This is a genomic window from Amycolatopsis keratiniphila subsp. keratiniphila (assembly GCF_001620365.2).
In the GTDB taxonomy this organism is placed as follows: domain Bacteria; phylum Actinomycetota; class Actinomycetes; order Mycobacteriales; family Pseudonocardiaceae; genus Amycolatopsis; species Amycolatopsis keratiniphila.
This window is the reverse complement of sequence record NZ_LQMT02000021.1, coordinates 1-17,452: the sequence shown is the minus strand read 5'-3', so window position 1 is coordinate 17,452 and position 17,452 is coordinate 1. Positions and strand designations below refer to the sequence as shown.

The following is a 17,452-nucleotide window of genomic DNA, read 5'->3' as shown; positions in this document are numbered from 1 at the left end:
GCTCGAAGGTTGCACGATTCACCGACCTGTGACCGGGGTATCGCCGGATCAGGTGCCGATGTTTCCCTCTTTCGCGCGCCAGGCCTCGATCGAGCGCCGGGCGGACCGCGTCGCGGCCTCGTAAGTGTCGCCCAGCCCCACGCCGAGGGCGGTGGCCAGGGGAATCAGGATGTGGTCCACACCATTCTCGCCGTCGCCGAAGTGGCCGGCGACCTCCAGCGTGATGTAGCCGTGCACGGCGCTCCAGAGCTGGGCGGCGACCTCGAACTCCGGAGCGGGCCGGAACCGGCCGGCGTCGATCACCCGTTTCGCGGCGCGGACGAGGTAGCCGAAGGCCTCGATGCCTTCTTCGCTGGCGTTCTGGCGGGTCTCCTCGTTGGTCATGTCGCCGAGGGTCACCTTCTGCCCGCTGGGCTGGCTCTGGCCGAAGGTCACCGCGTAGAGCTGCGGATCGTCCACGACGGTCCGCCGGTACGCCAGCGCGAGGGTGAGGATGTCGGCCGCCGGGTCGTCGGTCTCCTCGACCCGGCCCAGGTTCGCCGACAGCCGCCGGAATCCCTCGCGCGCGACCTCGTCCACGAGTGCGCCCATCCCGCCGAAGTGGGTGTACACGGCCATGGTGGACGCGCCGATCTCGGCCGCCAGCTTGCGGGCCTGGAGCGCCTCCGGGCCGCCGTGCGCGAGCAGCCGGATCGCCGCTTCGATCAGCTTTCCCTTGACCTCGGTGGCGGAGGGTTTCGGTGCCATGCTTGCCAGTATCTCATAACCCTGTTATAAATGACCGCATAACATCGTTATACCAGGCTAGGGGGCTGTGATGGGCAACAAGTTCCTCGAGGGCAATTTCGCCCCGGTCAGCCGAGAGCACACGATCACCGAACTGAGCGTCACCGGGCACATCCCGGAGTACCTGGACGGGCGCTATCTGCGGAACGGGCCCAACCCGCTGTCCGAAGTGGACCCCGCGACGTATCACTGGTTCATGGGCGACGGCATGGTGCACGGCGTCCGGCTGCGGGACGGCCGCGCCGAGTGGTACCGCAACCGCTGGGTGCGCAATCCCCGGCTGTCCGCGGAGATCGGCGAGCGCTGGGAGGGTGGGCCGGTCTCCGGGGTCGCGTCGATGGGGGCCAACACGAACGTCATCGGCCACGCGGGCAAAACCCTCGCGCTGATCGAGGGCGGCCCCACGAACTTCGAACTGACCGACGAACTCGACACCGTCGGCGCCTGCGATTTCGACGGCACCCTTCCCGGTGGCTACACCGCCCATCCGAAGCGTGATCCGGAGACCGGCGAACTGCACGCCGTGTCGTACTTCTTCGGCTGGGGCAACAAGGTGCAGTACTCGGTGATCGACGCGCAGGGCCGCGCGCGGCGCAAGGTGGACATCGAGGTCGCCGGTTCGCCGATGATGCACGACTTCTCCCTGACCGAGAAGCACGTCGTCTTCTACGACCTCCCGGTCACGTTCGCGACCGAGCAGGCCGTCGCGGCTTCCGTCCCGCCGTTCCTGCGCACGCCCGCCCAGCTGGTTGTGTCCGCGCTGGTGGGCAAGGTGAAGGTGCCGGATCCGCTCAGCGCGCGGCTGCGTCAGCGGATCACGGGCAACGCGGGCCTGCCGTACCGCTGGAACCCGAAGTACCCGGCGCGGGTCGGCGTGATGCCGCGCGACGGCGGCAACGGCGACGTCCGCTGGTTCGAGATCGAGCCGTGCTACGTGTTCCACCCGATGAACGCCTACGACGACGGCGACGACATCGTGCTGGACGTCGTGCGGCATCCGAAGATGTTCGACACCGAACTCCTTGGCCCCGCCGAGGGGCCGCCGACCCTGGATCGCTGGACGATCGACCTGAGCGTCGGCAAGGTCATCGAGGAACGTCTCGACGACCAGGGGCAGGAGTTCCCGCGCGTCGACGAGCGTTTGGTGGGGCGTCGGCACCGCTTCGGCTACTCGGTGTCCACAAAGGATGGTTCGGCGTCCTCGGGTTCCTTGCTGAAGCACGATCTGTGGAACCGGTCGGTCGCTTCGCGGGAATTCGGTGCGGGCAGCCAGGTGGGGGAGTTCGTCTTCGTGCCGTCCTCAGTGGACGCCGGCGAGGACGAGGGCGTGCTGATGGGTTTCGTCTACGACGCCGCGACACAGAAGAGCGATCTGACCATTCTGGACGCGGGGACACTGGAGACCGTCGGGGCCGTGCACCTGCCGGACCGGGTGCCGAACGGCTTCCACGGCAACTGGGTGGGCACGGAGGGCTGAAGGCGCCCTCGCCCGCTCGCCGCCGTGTGAGGTTGCGAAAGCCACTTTCGCAACCTTCAACGTTGCGAAAGTGGCTTTCGCAACACGTCGCGCCACGCTCAGCCGAGGCCGAGCACGCGCTGTTCCCCGCTGTAGAGGTTCATGCTGTCGCCGCGCAGGAAACCGATGAGCGTCATGCCGTTCTCCTCGGCCAGTTCCGCGGCCAGCGACGACGGCGCGGAGACGGCCGCCAGCAGCCCGATGCCGGCCATGGCGGCCTTCTGCACCAGTTCGAACGAGGCGCGGCCGGACACCAGCAGCCCGGTGTCCGCCGCGGGGATCCGGCCCTCCTGCAGCGCCCAGCCCAGCACCTTGTCGACGGCGTTGTGCCTGCCGACGTCCTCGCGGACGACGGCGAGGTTCCCGTCTCCGTCGAACAGGGCGGCCGCGTGCAGCCCGCCGGTGCTGGAGAACACCTTCTGGTGCGCGCGGAGGGTGTCCGGGAGCTTCGCCAGCACGTCGGTGCTCACCGTGAATTCGGACTTCTCCGGGGAAAACCGGCTTTTCAGCTTCACCGCGTCGAGCGCGGCCTTGCCGCAGACGCCGCACGAGGACGTGGTGTAGAAGTTCCGCTCGACGCCGGTCTCCGGCGGGGCGACCCCTTCGGCCAGCGCGATGTCCAGGACGTTGTAGGTGTTGCGGCCCTGGTCGTCGACGCCGTCGCAGTACCGCGCGACCGCGACGTCCTCACGCGAGGCGAGCACGCCTTCGGACAACAGGAACCCGTGTGCGAGTTCGACGTCGTTGCCGGGTGTCCGCATGGTGACCGCGAGTGCCTTGCCGCCGACGCGGATCTCCAGCGGTTCTTCGGCCGCGAGCGCGTCGGGCCGCCGCACGTCCTTGGTCGCGGAGATCTTCCGCACCGGACGCCGCACCGTCACCCTGCCCACTTGTCCACCCTTCTGACCGGTTTGTTCGACACTCGGATACTGCAACGTCGGGAATTAAGTAATACATTCCCAGTGCACATCCTCAGAGTACGGAGGCGCCGGATGGCTGTCGGCTTCCTGGACCGTTCCCGCATCGTCGCATCACCGGGCTGGAGCCGCTGGCTGGTGCCGCCCGCCGCGCTGGCCGTCCACCTGTCGATCGGGCAGGCGTACGCGTGGAGCGTCTTCAAACCGCCGCTGGAGAAGACCCTCGGCCTCACCGGGACGGAGAGCGCGCTGCCGTTCCAGCTCGGCATCGTGATGCTCGGGCTTTCGGCGGCCTTCGGCGGGACGCTGGTCGAACGTAACGGGCCGCGCTGGGCGATGTTCGTCTCGATGGTCTGTTTCAGCTCGGGCTTCCTGCTCTCCGCGCTCGGTGTGGCGACGTCGCAGTACTGGCTCGTCGTCCTCGGCTGGGGCGGGATCGGCGGCATCGGGCTCGGGATCGGCTACATCTCGCCGGTGTCGACGCTGATCAAATGGTTCCCGGACCGGCCCGGCATGGCCACCGGCATCGCGATCATGGGCTTCGGCGGCGGCGCGCTGATCGCCTCCCCGTGGTCTTCGCAGATGCTGGGCGCGGCGCCGTGGTCCATCGGGACGGTCGCGACGGCCTTCCTCGTGCACGGCCTGGTCTACGCCGTCTTCATGACCCTCGGCATCCTGCTGGTGCGGGTCCCCGCCGAGGGCTGGAAGCCGAAGGGCTGGGAACCGAAGACCGACCACGGCAACGCGATGATCACCACCGCGAACGTGTCGGCGCGCAACGCCATCAGGACGCCGCAGTTCTGGCTCCTCTGGGTGGTCCTGTGCTTCAACGTGACCGCCGGTATCGGCATCCTGGAGAAGGCCGCGCCGATGATCGCGGACTTCTTCCGCGAGACCTCGACCCCGGTCGGCACCGCCGCCGCGGCCGGGTTCGTCGCATTGCTCTCGCTGACCAACATGCTCGGCCGGTTCGTCTGGTCGTCCACTTCGGACCTGGTGGGACGCAAGAACATCTACCGGCTCTACCTCGGCGTCGGCGCCCTGCTGTACCTGGTGATCGCGCTGACCACCAATGCCTCGAAGCTCGTGTTCGTCCTGTGCGCGATGTTGATCCTGTCCTTCTACGGCGGCGGCTTCGCGACCGTGCCGGCGTATCTGAAGGACCTCTTCGGCACCTACCAGGTGGGCGCGATCCACGGCAGGCTGCTGACCGCGTGGTCGATGGCGGGCGTGCTCGGGCCGCTGATCGTCAACGCCATCGCCGACAGTCAGAAGGCGGCGGGCAAGGTCGGCCCGGAGCTGTACTCGACGTCGCTGTTCATCATGATCGGCCTGCTGGTCGTCGGCTTCGTCGCCAACGAACTGGTGCGCCCGGTCAACCCCAAGTACCACGAGCCGGCGCCGTCCGGCGAGCCCGCGAGGAGTGAGGCCCGATGACCGAACAGGCTCCCGAACGCCGCCGCACCGGGCTCATGGTCTTCGCGTGGCTGTGGGTCGCGCTCCCCTTCGCCTACGGCGTCTACGAACTGTTCCGCAAGGTGGTCCAGCTTTTCGGCGGCTGAGTAAGGTCGGCTCGTGGGAGTTCTGGTCACCGGGGCGTCGCGCGGCATCGGCCGTGCGATCGCCCGCGCCTTCGCGGAAAAGGGCGACCGTGTCGCCGTCCACTACGCCTCGAAGCGGGAGGAAGCCGAGCGAACCCTCGGCGAACTGCCCGGTTCCGGGCACGGCCTGATCCAAGGCGACCTCGCGGAACCCGAAGTGGCACAACGGGTCGCCGACGAGGCCGAGGCACTGGTGGGCGGTGTCGACGTCCTCGTGAACAACGCCGCCTTCGCGCCGTCCGCGGCTTCGGCCCATCCGGTCGCCGAAGTGTCCTATGCGGACTGGCAGCGGGTCTGGCGGCGGATGCTCGACGTCAACGTGCTCGGCACCGCGAACGTGACCTACTGCGTGGCGCGGCACATGATCGAGCGCGGCGCGCCCGGCCGCGTTGTCAACATCGGCTCGCGGGGAGCCTTCAAGGGCGAGCCCGAGTTCCCGGCGTACGGCGCGAGCAAGGCGGCGCTGCACTCGCTGGGGCAGTCGCTCGCCGTCGCCCTCGCCCCGCATGGGATCGCCGTGACCTCGGTCGCGCCCGGTTTCACCGCGACCGACCGGGTCGCGGCGAAGGTGGAAGGCGCGCGGGGCGAGAGCCCGTTCGGCCGGGTCGGCACGCCCGAGGAGGTCGCCGCCGCGGTGCTCTACCTGGCTTCCGGCGAGGCCGCGTGGGCGTCCGGGGCGATCCTCGATCTGAACGGCGCGTCGCATCTGCGGATGTGAACTGGGTCACGGATGCAGCGCTGACGGCCTCCCGCGCGTCTATGGAACGTGCACAAGCTGGGGAAGGTCCTGGTCGCCGCGCTCGCGGTGGCGGTGTTCGGCGGGACCGCGTACGGATACACGACGCTGGAGTCGCTCGACGGCATCACCCGCGAGGACGTGATCGAGGCGCCGGATCCGGGGGAGCAGCCCGCCGACGGTTCGCTGGACATCCTGCTGGTCGGGCGGGACGCGCGCACCGACAACCAGGACCGGCCGCTCCCGCCGGAGATCCTGCGCGAACTGCGGGCCGGGGCGAACGGCGACGACCTGACCGACACCCTCATCGTGCTCCGCATCCCCAACGGACAGCAGGCGGTGAAGGCGTTCTCGATCCCGCGTGACTCCTGGGTCGCGCAGCCGGGCACGAAGGACAAGAGCAAGATCAATGAGATCTTCGGCCGGACCAAGTTCGCCTCGGCGAGCGAGCAGCGCGCGGCGGGCAAGACCGACAAGGCCGAGATCAACAAGCAGGCGATCACCGCGGCGCGCAAGGCGACCCTGAAGGCCGTCGAAGAGCTCAGCGGCGTCAAGATCGACCACTTCGCCGAAGTCAACCTGCTGAGCTTCTACGAGATCAGCAAGGCCGTCGGCGGCGTCGAGGTCTGCCTGAAGAACGCCACCAAGGACCGCGATTCGGGCGCGGACTTCCCCGCCGGGCGGCAGACCATCGCGGGCGCCGACGCGCTCGCCTTCGTCCGACAGCGCAAGAACCTGCCCCGCAGCGACCTCGACCGCGTCCGCCGTCAGCAGGTGTTCCTCGCGGGGCTGGCGAAACAGGTGCTCTCCGGCGGGACCCTCGCCAACCCGGCGCGCGTGTCCGACCTGATCGAGGCGGTGAAGCGTTCGGTCGTGCTCGACGGTTCGTGGAACCTGCTCGACTTCGTGCGGCAGATGCGCGGGGTGTCCGGCGGCGGTATCGCGTTCGAGACCATCCCGGTGGTCAACCCCGACTACCGCTACGACCCCCGGCATCCGACCTGGACCGCCGTGCAGGTGGATCCCGCCCAGGTGCGCGCGTTCGCCGCCTCCCTGATCGGCGCCCAGCCCACGACGCCGCAGGCGCCCGCCGGGCCCAAGGTCGACGTCGTCAACGCGAGCGGCAAGGACGGCCTCGCCGCCCGCGTCTCGGAACTGTTGGCGGAGAAGGGATACGGCAAGGGCGACACGAAGGCCGAGGCCGGCCGCCGGACGTCGGTCGTCCGGTACAGCGACGCGGCCGGACCCGCCGCGGAGATCGCGAAACTGCTCGGCGGACTGGACGTCCAGAAAGCCGATTCGGTCGCGGCGGGCCAGGTCGAGGTCGTCCTCGGCCAGGTCTACAAAGGACCGGGCGTCTCCGCGGGCGGGGGCGCGACCGGTGCGCTCGGCCAGCAGCCGATCACGGCCGAAGGCACCGACTGCATCGACTGAGCCGCGTCATTCCCTTGGCGGGATCTTCCCGTTCTTGGCGACCGGAAGACCGAGCTGGACCGGCTCGGTGATGACGGCCGCTTCGCTGGGGAAGTGGGACAGCACCGGGTTGAGATGGGTCAGCTTCAGCGTGACTGGTCCGACGACGCTCGGCGCGGTGCTGATGTCCGCCTTCGCCAGATCCAGCCACTGGACGGTGTTGAGCACCTCAGGTGGGATCTCGTCGCCGCGTTTCGCCACCGGGACGCACAACTGCCGCGCGTTACCGACCTTCACGTCCACCTTCGGCCGGTCGGCCAGCACCGGGTTGAGATGGCCGAGCGTGAGCGGGAACGGGATGGTCGGAATGCCCAGGACGCGCAGGGTGTAGCACTCCAGGTCGATGTGCCGCACGAACGACAGGATCTCCGGCGGCGGCAGCTTGCCGTTCTTCGCGACCGGGACGCACAACTGCTCCGGCGACAACATCGTCACGTGCGAGTCCTGGATGCCGAGCTTCTGCACGACCGGGTTCAGATGGCTCAGCGTCAGCGGGAAGTCCACCGTGCGGCCTTCGATCCGGTAGCACGACAGATCCACCCAGCGGACGTAGTCGATGATCCCCGACGGCGGGATCACGCCGTTCTTCGCGACCGGGACGCACAGCTGTTGGCGTTCACCGAGTTTGACCGTCTCCACCGGCAGATTCCCGAGTACGGGGTTGAGGTGCTTGAGGGTGAGCTCCGTCGGCGGCGGTTTGTAGCCTTCGGTCCGGTAGCAGGACAGGTCGAGCTGGGAGACGAAGGGCAGCGGCGGTGGTGCGCCCGCGGCGGCGGTGGCCGCGCCGGGCAACACCGCGACGAGCAGGAGCGAAGCCAGGGCGGCGAAGCAACGCAAGGTCGATCTTCGTGACATGGCAAGGCCTTTCCGCGAAGTGGGTTGGCCACTTCACGGTGGACCCCGTCCGGCGCCGGGCGGCACCGCCAAGCGGGCAGCTTAAGGTGCGGCCACCGGCTCCAGCCGCACCACGACCGCCTTCGACACCGGGGTGTTCGACTTGTCCGCCACCGAATCCAGCGGCACCAACGCGTTCGCCTCGGGGAAGTACGCGGCCGCGCAGCCCTTCGCCGTCGGATACGAGACCACCCGGAACCGCGGTGCCCGGCGATCGCCGTCCCGCCATTCCGAGACCAGGTCGACCATCGCGCCGTCGGCCAGCCCGAGCGCGGTCAGGTCGTCGGGGTTGACCAGCACCACGCGCCGCGCGTCCTCGATGCCGCGATAGCGGTCGGAAAGGCCGTAGATGGTGGTGTTGTACTGGTCGTGGCTGCGCATCGTCTGCAGCAGCAGCCTGCCTTCGGGCGCCTGGGGGTATTCGAGTTCGGAGACGGTGAAGTTCGCCTTGCCGTTCGCGGTTCCGTTGAACTGCCGCGAATCGCGCGGCGCGTGCGGGAGGACGAACCCGTCGGGCTCGCGCACGCGGGCGTTGTAGTCGTGGCAGCCGGGGACGACGCGCGCGATCCGGTCGCGGATGAGGTCGTAGTCGGCGTGGAAGTCCCGCCACGGCACGGCGTGCCCGGCACCGAGCAGGGCCTCCGCGAGATGGCAGATGATCGCGACTTCGGAGAGCAGATGCTCACTGGCCGGGGCCAGCCTGCCGCGTGAGGTGTGCACCTGCGACATCGAGTCCTCGACGGTGACGAACTGCTCGCCGCCAGCCTGGACGTCGCGTTCCGTGCGGCCGAGGGTGGGCAGGATCAGCGCCGTCCTGCCCGGCACGACGTGCGAGCGGTTGAGCTTCGTCGACACGTGCGCGGTCAGCGAGCACGACTTGAGCGCCTTCTCGGTCAGCTCCGTATCCGGTGTGGCGGAAGCGAAATTGCCGCCGACGGCGAAGAACACCTTGCCGTGCCCGTCCCGCATCGCGCGGATCGCGGCGACGGTGTCGTGACCGTGGTCTCGCGGCACCTTGATGCCGAACTCGGCGTCGAGGCCGTCCATGAACGACTCCGGCATCTTCTCCCAGATGCCCATCGTCCGGTCGCCCTGGACGTTGGAGTGCCCGCGCACGGGGCACAGGCCCGCACCCGGCTCGCCGATCATGCCGCGTACCAGCGCCAGGTTCGCGACCTCGGAGATGGTCTGCACCGCGTGCTTGTGCTGGGTCAGCCCCATCGCCCAGCAGTAGATGGTCCGCTTCGACGTCGCGATCATCCGCGCCAGCCGTTCGATCTGCTCACGCGGCAGCCCGGTCGCGGCGTCGACCTCGGCCCAGTCGATCTCCCGCAGATGCTTCGCGTAGTCCTCGAAACCCTCGGAGGACGACTCGATGAACGCGTGGTCGACGATCGTGCCGGGAGTCTCCTCCTCCCACTTCAGCAGCAGATGACCGATCGCCTGGAACAGGGCGAGGTCGCCACCGAGCCGGATCTGCGCGAACTCGTCGGCCAGCGGGGTGCCCTTGCCGACCACACCGCGGATGTTCTGCGGGTTCTTGAACCGCATGAGGCCGGCTTCGGGCAGCGGGTTGACCGCCACGATCTTCGCGCCGTTGCCCTTGGCCTCCTCCAGCGCGGACAGCATGCGCGGGTGGTTCGTGCCCGGGTTCTGGCCGACCACCACGATCAGATCCGCCTTGTGGATGTCGGCGAGCGACACCGAGCCCTTGCCGATCCCGGTCGTGGCCGCGAGCGCCGCACCGGAGGACTCGTGGCACATGTTGGAGCAGTCCGGCAGGTTGTTGGTGCCGTAGGAGCGCACGAGCAGCTGGTAGAGGAACGCGGCCTCGTTGCTGGTGCGGCCGGAGGTGTAGAAGATCGCCTCGTTCGGGTCGCTCAGCGCCCGGAGCTCGTCCGCGACCAGCGTGAACGCGTCGTCCCAGGAGATCGGCTCGTAGTGCGAAGCCCCTTCGCGCAGCACGAACGGCTCGGTGATGCGGCCCTGCTGGCCGAGCCAGTAGTCCGTCTTGTCCGCCAGCTCGTGGATGGAATGCGCGGCGAAGAACTCGCGGCCGACGCGGCGCTTCGTCGCCTCCTCGGCGACGGCCTTCGCCCCGTTCTCGCAGAACTCCGCGAGCTTGCGGTGCTCGCCGTCGACCTCGCGAGGCTCCGGCCAGGCGCAACCGGGACAGTCGAAACCGTCGCGCTGGTTCAGCAGGCGCAGCGTCTTCACGGTGCGCGCGGCGCCCATCTGTTCCATGCCGCGCATCAGGGAGACGGCGACACCGGGGATCCCGGCCGCCCAGCTCTTCGGTTTCCCGACCTCGAGCTGTGTCTCGTCAACGTCGTTCGCGGGTGCTTCGCGGGTCATGACCCCATCGTGCGCCTTGCCGCCTTCGCGCGCGACCGAGGGGTCAGGCGTCGGTGACGATCCGGGTGATCTGCGACTCGTCGAGCGGGAACCAAGGTGTCTCGTTGACGCCGCGTTCCTGCACCACGTTCACCGTCACCGCGGCCAGGACCAGCACGATCAGGCCGACGAGCGCCGCGATGCCCGGCCACCGGCTCGTCCCTGGCGCGGAGTAGCCGCCCCCGGAGGCCGCGGCGACCTTCTGCTGCTTACGACGCTTCTTCTTGAGCTCCTTCTTCGCACCCAGCCAGGCGTCGCGTTCGGCGTGTTTCTGCCAGTCCGGATTCATCAGATCCGGATGGGTCTCGATCCGCCGGTCCTCTTCGTCCATCTCGGTCCTCTTCCCCAGGGTTCGGCCTGCTACCGGCAGGTGTCCAGCGACGGCAAGGGTTTCGTCGGGTCGTAGGCGGCGACCTCGTCGGCGACGGGTGGGCCGACGAGAGGTCTGTCCTTGTCAGCGTACTGGGGTGCGAGGATGCCGGTCTTGATCGCGTCGCTCCGGATCCATCAGATCCGGATGCGTCTCCAACCGCGCGTCCTCCAAGAACCCGCCCCTCCCCAGTGCGTGACGACAACCCCTCATCGGCTGGGAACGGCGGGCGTTACGGCCGGTGAGGAACTCGATGGAGGAGGTTCGTAGACTTGTCAACTGTGACCGAGAACGCCCAGCCGCAGCAGACCGACCTTCCGGGTACCTGGAACCCGGCCGACGAAGAAGCCTCGCTCTACCAGCGTTGGGTAGACGCCGGCTACTTCACGGCCGACCCCACGTCGGACAAGCCGCCGTTCACGGTAGTCATCCCGCCCCCGAACGTGACCGGTTCGCTGCACATCGGGCACGCGTTCGAGCACACCCTGATCGACGCCATCACCCGCTACCACCGCATGCTCGGCGACGAGACGCTGTACCTGCCGGGCATGGACCACGCGAGCATCGCGGTCCACGCGCTGGTCGAGAAGCAGCTCCGCGCCGAAGGCACCAGCCGCCGCGAACTCGGCCGCGAGGCCTTCGTGGAGCGAGTCTGGCAGTGGAAGAACGAGCACGGCGGCAAGATCCTCGCCCAGATGAAACGCCTCGGCGAGGGTGTGGACTGGACCCGTGAGCGGTTCACCATGGACGACGGTCTGTCCAAGGCCGTCAACACGATCTTCAAGAAGCTCTTCGACGACGGCCTCATCTACCGCGCCGAGCGGCTGGTCAACTGGTCGCCGGAGCTGCGGTCGGTGCTGTCCGACGCCGAGGTGAAGCACGAAGAGGTCGAAGGCGAACTCGTCTCGATGCGCTACGGCGACGGCGAGAACGCGATCGTCGTGGCCACCACCCGGATGGAGACGATGCTCGGCGACACCGCCGTCGCGGTCCACCCGGACGACGAGCGCTACACCCACCTCATCGGCACCGAGGTCGAGCTGCCGCTGACCGGGCGCAAGATCCCGATCGTCGCGGACAAGCACGTCGACCCGGAGTTCGGCACCGGCGCGGTCAAGGTGACCCCCGCGCACGACCCGAACGACTTCGAGATCGGCCAGCGGCACGACCTGCCGATGATCACGATCATGGACGAGCAGGGCCGGATCGACGGCACCGGCACCGAGTTCGACGGCATGGACCGCTTCGAGGCCCGCGTCGCGGTGCGGGAGAAGCTGCGCGAGCAGGGCCGCATCGTCGCGGAGAAGCGCCCGTACCTGCACAGTGTCGGGCACTCGGAGCGCTCGAAGGAGCCGATCGAGCCGCGGCTTTCGCTGCAGTGGTTCGTCAAGGTCGGCCCGCTCGCGAAGGCCGCCGGCGACGCGGTGCGCGACGGCCGGGTCAACGTCCACCCGGCTGAGATGGAGAAGCGCTACTTCGACTGGGTCGACAACCTGCACGACTGGTGCATCTCGCGTCAGCTGTGGTGGGGCCACCGCATCCCGGTCTGGTACGGCCCGAACGACGAGGTCGTCTGCGTCGGACCGGACGAGGAGCCGCCCTCGGGCGAGGGCTGGACCCAGGACCCGGACGTCCTCGACACCTGGTTCTCCTCGGGGCTGTGGCCGTTCTCCACCCTCGGCTGGCCGGAGAAGACCCCGGACCTGAACAAGTTCTATCCGACGTCGGTGCTGGTCACCGGCTACGACATCCTGTTCTTCTGGGTCGTGCGGATGATGATGTTCGGTCTCTACGCCACCGGCGAGGCGCCGTTCAAGACCATCGCGCTGCACGGCATGGTCCGCGACCAGTTCGGCAAGAAGATGTCGAAGACCGCGGGCAACGGCGTCGACCCCATCGAGTGGATGGACTCCTACGGCACCGACGCGCTGCGCTTCACCCTCACCCGGGGCGCCAACCCGGGCACCGACGTGCCGATCGGCGAGGAGTGGGTCGCGGGCTCCCGGAACTTCACCACGAAGCTCTGGAACGCCACCAAGTTCGCGATGATGAACGGCGCGGACGCGAACGCCCCGTTGCCGCCGGCCGCCGAACTCACCGAGGCCGACCGCTGGATCCTCGGCAGGCTCGGCAACGTCGTGGACGAGGTCACCGGCTACCTGGCGGACTACCAGTTCGCGAAGGCCACCGACACGCTCTACCAGTTCACCTGGACCGAGCTGTGCGACTGGTACCTGGAGCTGTCGAAGGTCCAGGTCTTCCAGGGTGACGAGGCCCGCGTGACGGCGACGCGCGCGGTGCTGGGGCACGTGTTCGACACCGTGCTGAAGCTGCTGCACCCGTTCATCCCGTTCATCACCGAGAAGCTGTGGACGGCGCTGACCGGCCGCGAGTCGCTGGTGATCGCCCCGTGGCCGGTGGCCGACGCCTCGTACGCCGACGCCGTGGCGGACAAGCGGATCGCGGACGTGCAGAAGCTGGTCACCGAGGTGCGCCGGTTCCGTGCGGACCAGGGCCTCAAGCCCAGCCAGAAGGTGGCCGCGCGGCTGTCCGGCGACGGATTCGCCGAGCTGACCGGGCACGACGAGCCGATCCGCTCGCTCGTCCGGCTGACCCAGCCCGAAGAGGGCTTCGCGCCGAGCGCGTCGCTCGAGGTCGGGCTGTCGGCCGGTGTGGTGACCGTCGAGCTGGACCTGTCCGGCACGATCGACGTCGCCGCGGAGCGCAAGCGCCTGCAGAAGGACCTCGGCGCGGCGGAGAAGGAACTGGCGCAGGCCGAGGCCAAGCTCGGCAACCAGGCCTTCATCGACAAGGCGCCGGAGCCGGTGATCGGCAAGATCCGGGCCCGCAAGGAGACCGCGGTCGCGGACATCGAGCGCATCAACGCCCGGCTGGCCGCCCTCCCCGCCTCCTGACCAATGTCATGAAAGGGTCGTTCAGGACATTTTTTGTCCTGAACGACCCTTTCATGACATTCAGCGGAGGTGACGGAGGACCACCGCGGCCACACCCGCCATCCCGGTGCGATACGGGTGGTAAGCCGCCGCGGCGAGCAGTTTCGTGTGCTGCCCGTTGATCCACGCGGCCCCGTTCTTCGCGCACGCGTCGTGCCCGGCCGACGGTCCGAACGTGTCCACGAAGGTCGACTTGCCGTCGGCCGCGACGGCCTTCTCGATCGCCGAGTTCAGCGCCTTCTCGACGTCGTTGAGCCACGCGTAGTCGCCCTCGGCGAAGGGCAGGATCTTCGGGCAGTACCCGCGTTCCGGCGCGATCCGCGGGTAGCCGATGACGAGCACGTCGGCGCGCGGCGAGCGGGCGTGGATCCCGGCCAGCACCTTCTCGACGTTCTTGCCGGTGTCGGCGATCTTGGCCTTGATGGTGTCGACACCGCCGACGGTGAACCTCTCCTGGCACGGGTTCCCGGTGGGATCGCTCGCCCGCAGCGACGGGCAGGTGCCGACGAGCGTGCCGAAGACGCCGTAGTCGTTGCCGCCGATACCGACCGTCACCAGATCGGTGTTCGCGCGCAGGGCGCTGAACTGGGGCGGGTTGCTGCCGAGGGTCACGCTTTGGCGCTGCGTCATGTTGGTGGTGTCGGCGCCGCCGCAGCTGATGTCGGTGAAGGAGCGGACCCGCAGTGCGGAGGCGAGCATCGACGGGTAGTTCTGCGTCGACTTGCCGCAGAAGAGCGGATCGAGGCGGGGGAGCGGGATCAGCGGTCCGGAGGTGTAGGAATCACCCAGCGCGACGTAATTCCGGTAGGACCGCGTGGTGGCGGTGGCCGCCGTGGCGGAGGCGATCAGCAGGACGACGGTCGAGACGGCCGCGAACAGGACGCGTCTGTAGCGCATGAGGACCCCGATCTCCGGACTGGATGGCCTCTCAAAAATGAACCGGATCCGCCCGGCTCGGCGCCGCCGATCGGGTGGTCGGGCGCCGGTTTCACCCGCTTGGGGTGTCACATCGGGTGATCGTCTTCGGGTCGCCGGTAGACGAGCAGATAGCGGAAGAAGAGCAGGTTCCGGACCTTGCTGCCGGGCAGCAGGCGGGCCGCGTCGCGCCGGACGCGGTTCATCGGCGGGAAGGTCTCCACGATCGGCGCCGTCGGCAGCGGGTCGGCGCCGCCGTTCAGCCGTTCGCCCGCGTAGACGACCACCCTGGCCAGCGCGTTCACCGGTGAGGCCACGAGAGCGCGCGCGTAGTCGGCGACGGTGCTGGGCCTGCCGAGGCCGAGCACGGCGAGCACCCCGCCGGGGACCAGCGCGTCACGCAGCCTGGTGACCGTGTCGAACGGCACGTGGTGGAGCATCGCGAGGCAGGAGATGAAGTCGTACGCCTCGTCCGGCAGCTTCTCGGCGACCACGTCGGCCTGCCGGTACGAGATCGTGCCGGGGCCCGGCGAGCCGGCGGCGCGGGCGAGGTCGATCATCGGCCCGGACCGGTCGATCGCCTCGACGTGCATCCCGGTGGCCGCGAGCCGCCGCGCGAACCGCCCGCTGCCGCAGCCCACGTCCAGCGCCACGCCGGGCCCGGGAGGCAGCTGGTCGAGCAGCAGCGGGTGATAGTGGTCGTTGTGGTTGAACCCCATGCGTCGAGAGTGCCAGGAAAAGCCGCACGTAGACTCGGCGTGACAGGCAGCAAGGGTAAGAGGAGAGTTCGTGCCGCGAGGTGACGGCCGGGATTCCGAAGATTTCAGGGAATCCCCGGACCTGGCAGATCTGGACAGTTTCGCCGGTGTCGACGAATTGGGGGCCCGCGCCCACGATCCGTCCGACGACACCGACCCGGATCTGGACGCACCCGACGCCGCGTACCAGGCGGGCGGCGGCGCGCGGGGCGGCATCGGCGGGATCGGGCAGCTGGGGGACAACCTCGCGCTCGGCCCCGTGCCGGACCTCGTCGCCCCGGAGGACGTGGAACTGCACGAACTGGACGACCAGGGCGACGAGTTCGCCCCGTCCGACCCCAACGGGCAGCAGGCCCGACGGGAACTGCTCGCCGTCGAGGCCGAGCTGAATCAGCGCTGGCCCGAGACCAAGATCGAGCCGTCCCTCGCCCGGATCGCGGCCCTGGTCAACCTCATGGGTGAACCGCACCGCGGTTACCCGGTGCTGCACGTCGCCGGGACCAACGGCAAGGGCTCGACCACCCGGATGATCGACGCGCTGCTGACCCGCATGGGCCTGCGCGTCGGCCGGTACACCAGCCCGCATCTGCAGCTGGTCACCGAGCGGATCGCGCTCGACGGCGCCCCCATCTCCGCCGCCGCGTACGTCGACCTGTACCGCGACGTCGCGCCGTATGTGACCATGGTGGACAACGTCGGCGGCCACGACGCGGTGCCGATGAGCAAATTCGAGGTGCTCACCGGGATGGCGTTCGCGGCCTTCGCCGACGCGCCCGTCGAAGCCGCGGTCATCGAGACCGGGCTCGGCGGCTCCTGGGACGCCACCAACGTCGTGGACGGCGACGTCGCCGTCATCACGCCGATCGGCGTCGACCACGTCGAGTACTTCGGCGGCTCCCCGGTCAAGGCCGCGGTGGAGAAGGCCGGGATCATCAAGCCCGGCAGTGTCGCGGTCATCGCGGAGCAGGACCCCGAGGTGCAGAAAGTCCTGCTGGAACGCGCCATCGAGGTCGACGCGAGCGTCGCCCGCGCGGGCAGCGAGTTCGGTGTGCTGGAGCGCGAGGTCGCCGTCGGCGGGCAGATGCTGAAGCTGCAGGGCCTCGGCGGGGTGTACGACGAGATCTTCCTGCCGCTGCACGGCGCGCACCAGGCGGCCAACGCCGCTCTGGCGCTGGCCGCCGTCGAAGCGTTCTTCGGCGCGGGCAAGGACAAGCAACTGGTCATCGAGGCCGTCCGTGAGGCCTTCGCCGAGGTCGAGACCCCCGGCAGGCTGGAGCGCGTCCGCGCCGCCCCGACCGTGCTGCTCGACGCCGCCCACAACCCGCACGGCGCGAAGGCACTCGCGACGACCGTCGCCGAGGAGTTCGCCTTCCGTCGCCTCGCCGCCGTGGTCGGCGTGATGGCGGAGAAGGACGCGCGCGGCATCCTGGACGCCCTCGAACCGGTGGTGTCCGAGATCGTCGTCACCAAGAACTCGTCCCCGCGCGCGATGCCGCTCGACGAACTCAACGACATCGCCATCTCGATCTTCGGCGAAGACCGGGTCGTGGCCGAGCCCAGCCTGGATGCCGCGATCGAGACCGCCATCGGCCTCGTCGAGCAGAGCGACGACCCCGAGGAACCGCTGGCGGGCGGCGGCGTGCTGGTCACCGGCTCCGTCGTCACCGCGGGCGAGGCCAGGACCCTGTTCGGTAAGGAGCCGGCGTGACCGACGAGACCCCGAAGCCGCCCGCCAAGGACCCGATGAAGTCCTTCCGCGGGGTGATGGCCGGTTCGCTGATCATGGAGGGCATCACCGTCGCGCTCGCGCTGCCGGTGGTGGCGAAACTCGGCGGCGGGGTCGGCTCGTTCACCGGCTGGTCGGTGATCGTGATCGCGGTCGCGCTGATCGTGCTGTGCGGCTTCCTGAAGAAGCCCTGGGCGGTGCCCGCGGTGCTCGTGCTGCAGGTCGCGCTGATCGCCTTCTTCGTCGCGTTGCCCGCCGTGGCGATCCTCGGGGTGATCTTCCTCGGGATCTGGCTGTGGCTGCTGTGGCTGCGACGGGACGTGGCGCGGCGGATGGCGGCGGGGACGCTGCCGAGCCAGCAGCAGCAAGCGCAGTAACGGCGTCGCCACTTGGCATGCCGAGGGGCCCGTCG

Annotated in this window: 15 protein-coding genes; 8 read left to right on the top strand and 7 right to left on the bottom strand. The window is 69.0% G+C overall.

What is annotated here, in order from left to right; all coding sequences use genetic code 11:
- Positions 1–48: 48 nt before the first annotated feature.
- On the bottom strand, positions 49–747 hold the full coding sequence (locus tag AVR91_RS21755; RefSeq protein WP_016332359.1) for a TetR/AcrR family transcriptional regulator: 699 nt from the start codon (positions 745–747) through the stop codon (positions 49–51).
- Between the two features lie 70 nt (positions 748–817).
- On the opposite strand from AVR91_RS21755, the gene AVR91_RS21750 reads away from it, so the two are divergent.
- The gene (locus AVR91_RS21750; RefSeq protein ID WP_063276939.1) at positions 818–2,263 is read left to right on the top strand and encodes a carotenoid oxygenase family protein; all 1,446 of its coding nucleotides are present in this window, start codon (positions 818–820) and stop codon (positions 2,261–2,263) included.
- Positions 2,264–2,361: 98 nt separating this feature from the next.
- Here AVR91_RS21750 and fdhD read toward each other — a convergent pair whose 3' ends face one another.
- Entirely contained in the window at positions 2,362–3,192 is an 831-nt protein-coding gene (gene fdhD, locus AVR91_RS21745; RefSeq protein WP_063276923.1) for a formate dehydrogenase accessory sulfurtransferase FdhD, read from the bottom strand.
- Positions 3,193–3,294: 102 nt separating this feature from the next.
- Between fdhD and AVR91_RS21740 the strand changes: the two genes are divergently transcribed.
- Genes AVR91_RS21740 through AVR91_RS21730 form a run of 4 tightly spaced genes read left to right on the top strand, consistent with a single transcriptional unit; the run spans position 3,295 to position 6,990 of the window.
- A complete protein-coding gene (locus AVR91_RS21740; RefSeq protein ID WP_063276922.1) occupies positions 3,295–4,656 on the top strand; it encodes an L-lactate MFS transporter in 1,362 nt (453 codons plus the stop codon).
- A complete protein-coding gene (locus tag AVR91_RS44330; protein ID WP_255355414.1) occupies positions 4,653–4,781 on the top strand; it encodes an MFS transporter small subunit in 129 nt (42 codons plus the stop codon). The genes AVR91_RS21740 and AVR91_RS44330 overlap by 4 nt, the downstream gene beginning before the upstream one ends.
- Before the next feature lie 13 nt (positions 4,782–4,794).
- A complete protein-coding gene (locus AVR91_RS21735) occupies positions 4,795–5,538 on the top strand; it encodes an SDR family NAD(P)-dependent oxidoreductase (protein WP_063276921.1) in 744 nt (247 codons plus the stop codon).
- 48 nt (positions 5,539–5,586) lie between these two features.
- Positions 5,587–6,990, top strand: coding sequence for an LCP family protein (locus AVR91_RS21730; protein WP_063276920.1), 1,404 nt, complete (start codon positions 5,587–5,589; stop codon positions 6,988–6,990).
- Positions 6,991–6,996: 6 nt separating this feature from the next.
- Here the strand turns inward: AVR91_RS21730 and AVR91_RS21725 are convergent, their stop codons facing one another.
- The 3 genes from AVR91_RS21725 to AVR91_RS21715 all read right to left on the bottom strand — a co-directional run bounded on the left by AVR91_RS21725 (position 6,997) and on the right by AVR91_RS21715 (position 10,648).
- Positions 6,997–7,884: a hypothetical protein gene (locus tag AVR91_RS21725; RefSeq protein WP_063276919.1), complete on the bottom strand. Its 888-nt coding sequence runs from the start codon at positions 7,882–7,884 to the stop codon at positions 6,997–6,999.
- Between the two features lie 81 nt (positions 7,885–7,965).
- Positions 7,966–10,278: an FdhF/YdeP family oxidoreductase gene (locus AVR91_RS21720; protein WP_063276918.1), complete on the bottom strand. Its 2,313-nt coding sequence runs from the start codon at positions 10,276–10,278 to the stop codon at positions 7,966–7,968.
- Positions 10,279–10,321: 43 nt separating this feature from the next.
- Complete coding sequence (locus AVR91_RS21715; protein ID WP_063276917.1) at positions 10,322–10,648, bottom strand: hypothetical protein; 327 nt, start codon at positions 10,646–10,648, stop codon at positions 10,322–10,324.
- Between the two features lie 320 nt (positions 10,649–10,968).
- Between AVR91_RS21715 and AVR91_RS21710 the strand changes: the two genes are divergently transcribed.
- Positions 10,969–13,602 carry a valine--tRNA ligase gene (locus AVR91_RS21710; RefSeq protein ID WP_063276916.1) on the top strand — a complete coding sequence of 878 codons (2,634 nt, stop codon included), beginning with the start codon at positions 10,969–10,971 and terminating at the stop codon, positions 13,600–13,602.
- Between the two features lie 60 nt (positions 13,603–13,662).
- Here the strand turns inward: AVR91_RS21710 and AVR91_RS21705 are convergent, their stop codons facing one another.
- Both AVR91_RS21705 and AVR91_RS21700 read right to left on the bottom strand, forming a co-directional pair.
- The gene (locus tag AVR91_RS21705; protein ID WP_063276915.1) at positions 13,663–14,538 is read right to left on the bottom strand and encodes an SGNH/GDSL hydrolase family protein; all 876 of its coding nucleotides are present in this window, start codon (positions 14,536–14,538) and stop codon (positions 13,663–13,665) included.
- Between the two features lie 107 nt (positions 14,539–14,645).
- Complete coding sequence (locus tag AVR91_RS21700; RefSeq protein WP_063276914.1) at positions 14,646–15,275, bottom strand: class I SAM-dependent methyltransferase; 630 nt, start codon at positions 15,273–15,275, stop codon at positions 14,646–14,648.
- Between the two features lie 70 nt (positions 15,276–15,345).
- Here AVR91_RS21700 and folC point away from each other — a divergent pair, with 70 nt between their 5' ends.
- A complete protein-coding gene (gene folC, locus AVR91_RS21695) occupies positions 15,346–17,022 on the top strand; it encodes a bifunctional tetrahydrofolate synthase/dihydrofolate synthase (protein WP_063276913.1) in 1,677 nt (558 codons plus the stop codon).
- Positions 17,019–17,417 (top strand): DUF4233 domain-containing protein, encoded by a 399-nt coding sequence (locus tag AVR91_RS21690; protein ID WP_063276912.1) that lies wholly within the window; start codon positions 17,019–17,021, stop codon positions 17,415–17,417. The genes folC and AVR91_RS21690 overlap by 4 nt, the downstream gene beginning before the upstream one ends.
- Positions 17,418–17,452 lie beyond the last annotated feature (35 nt).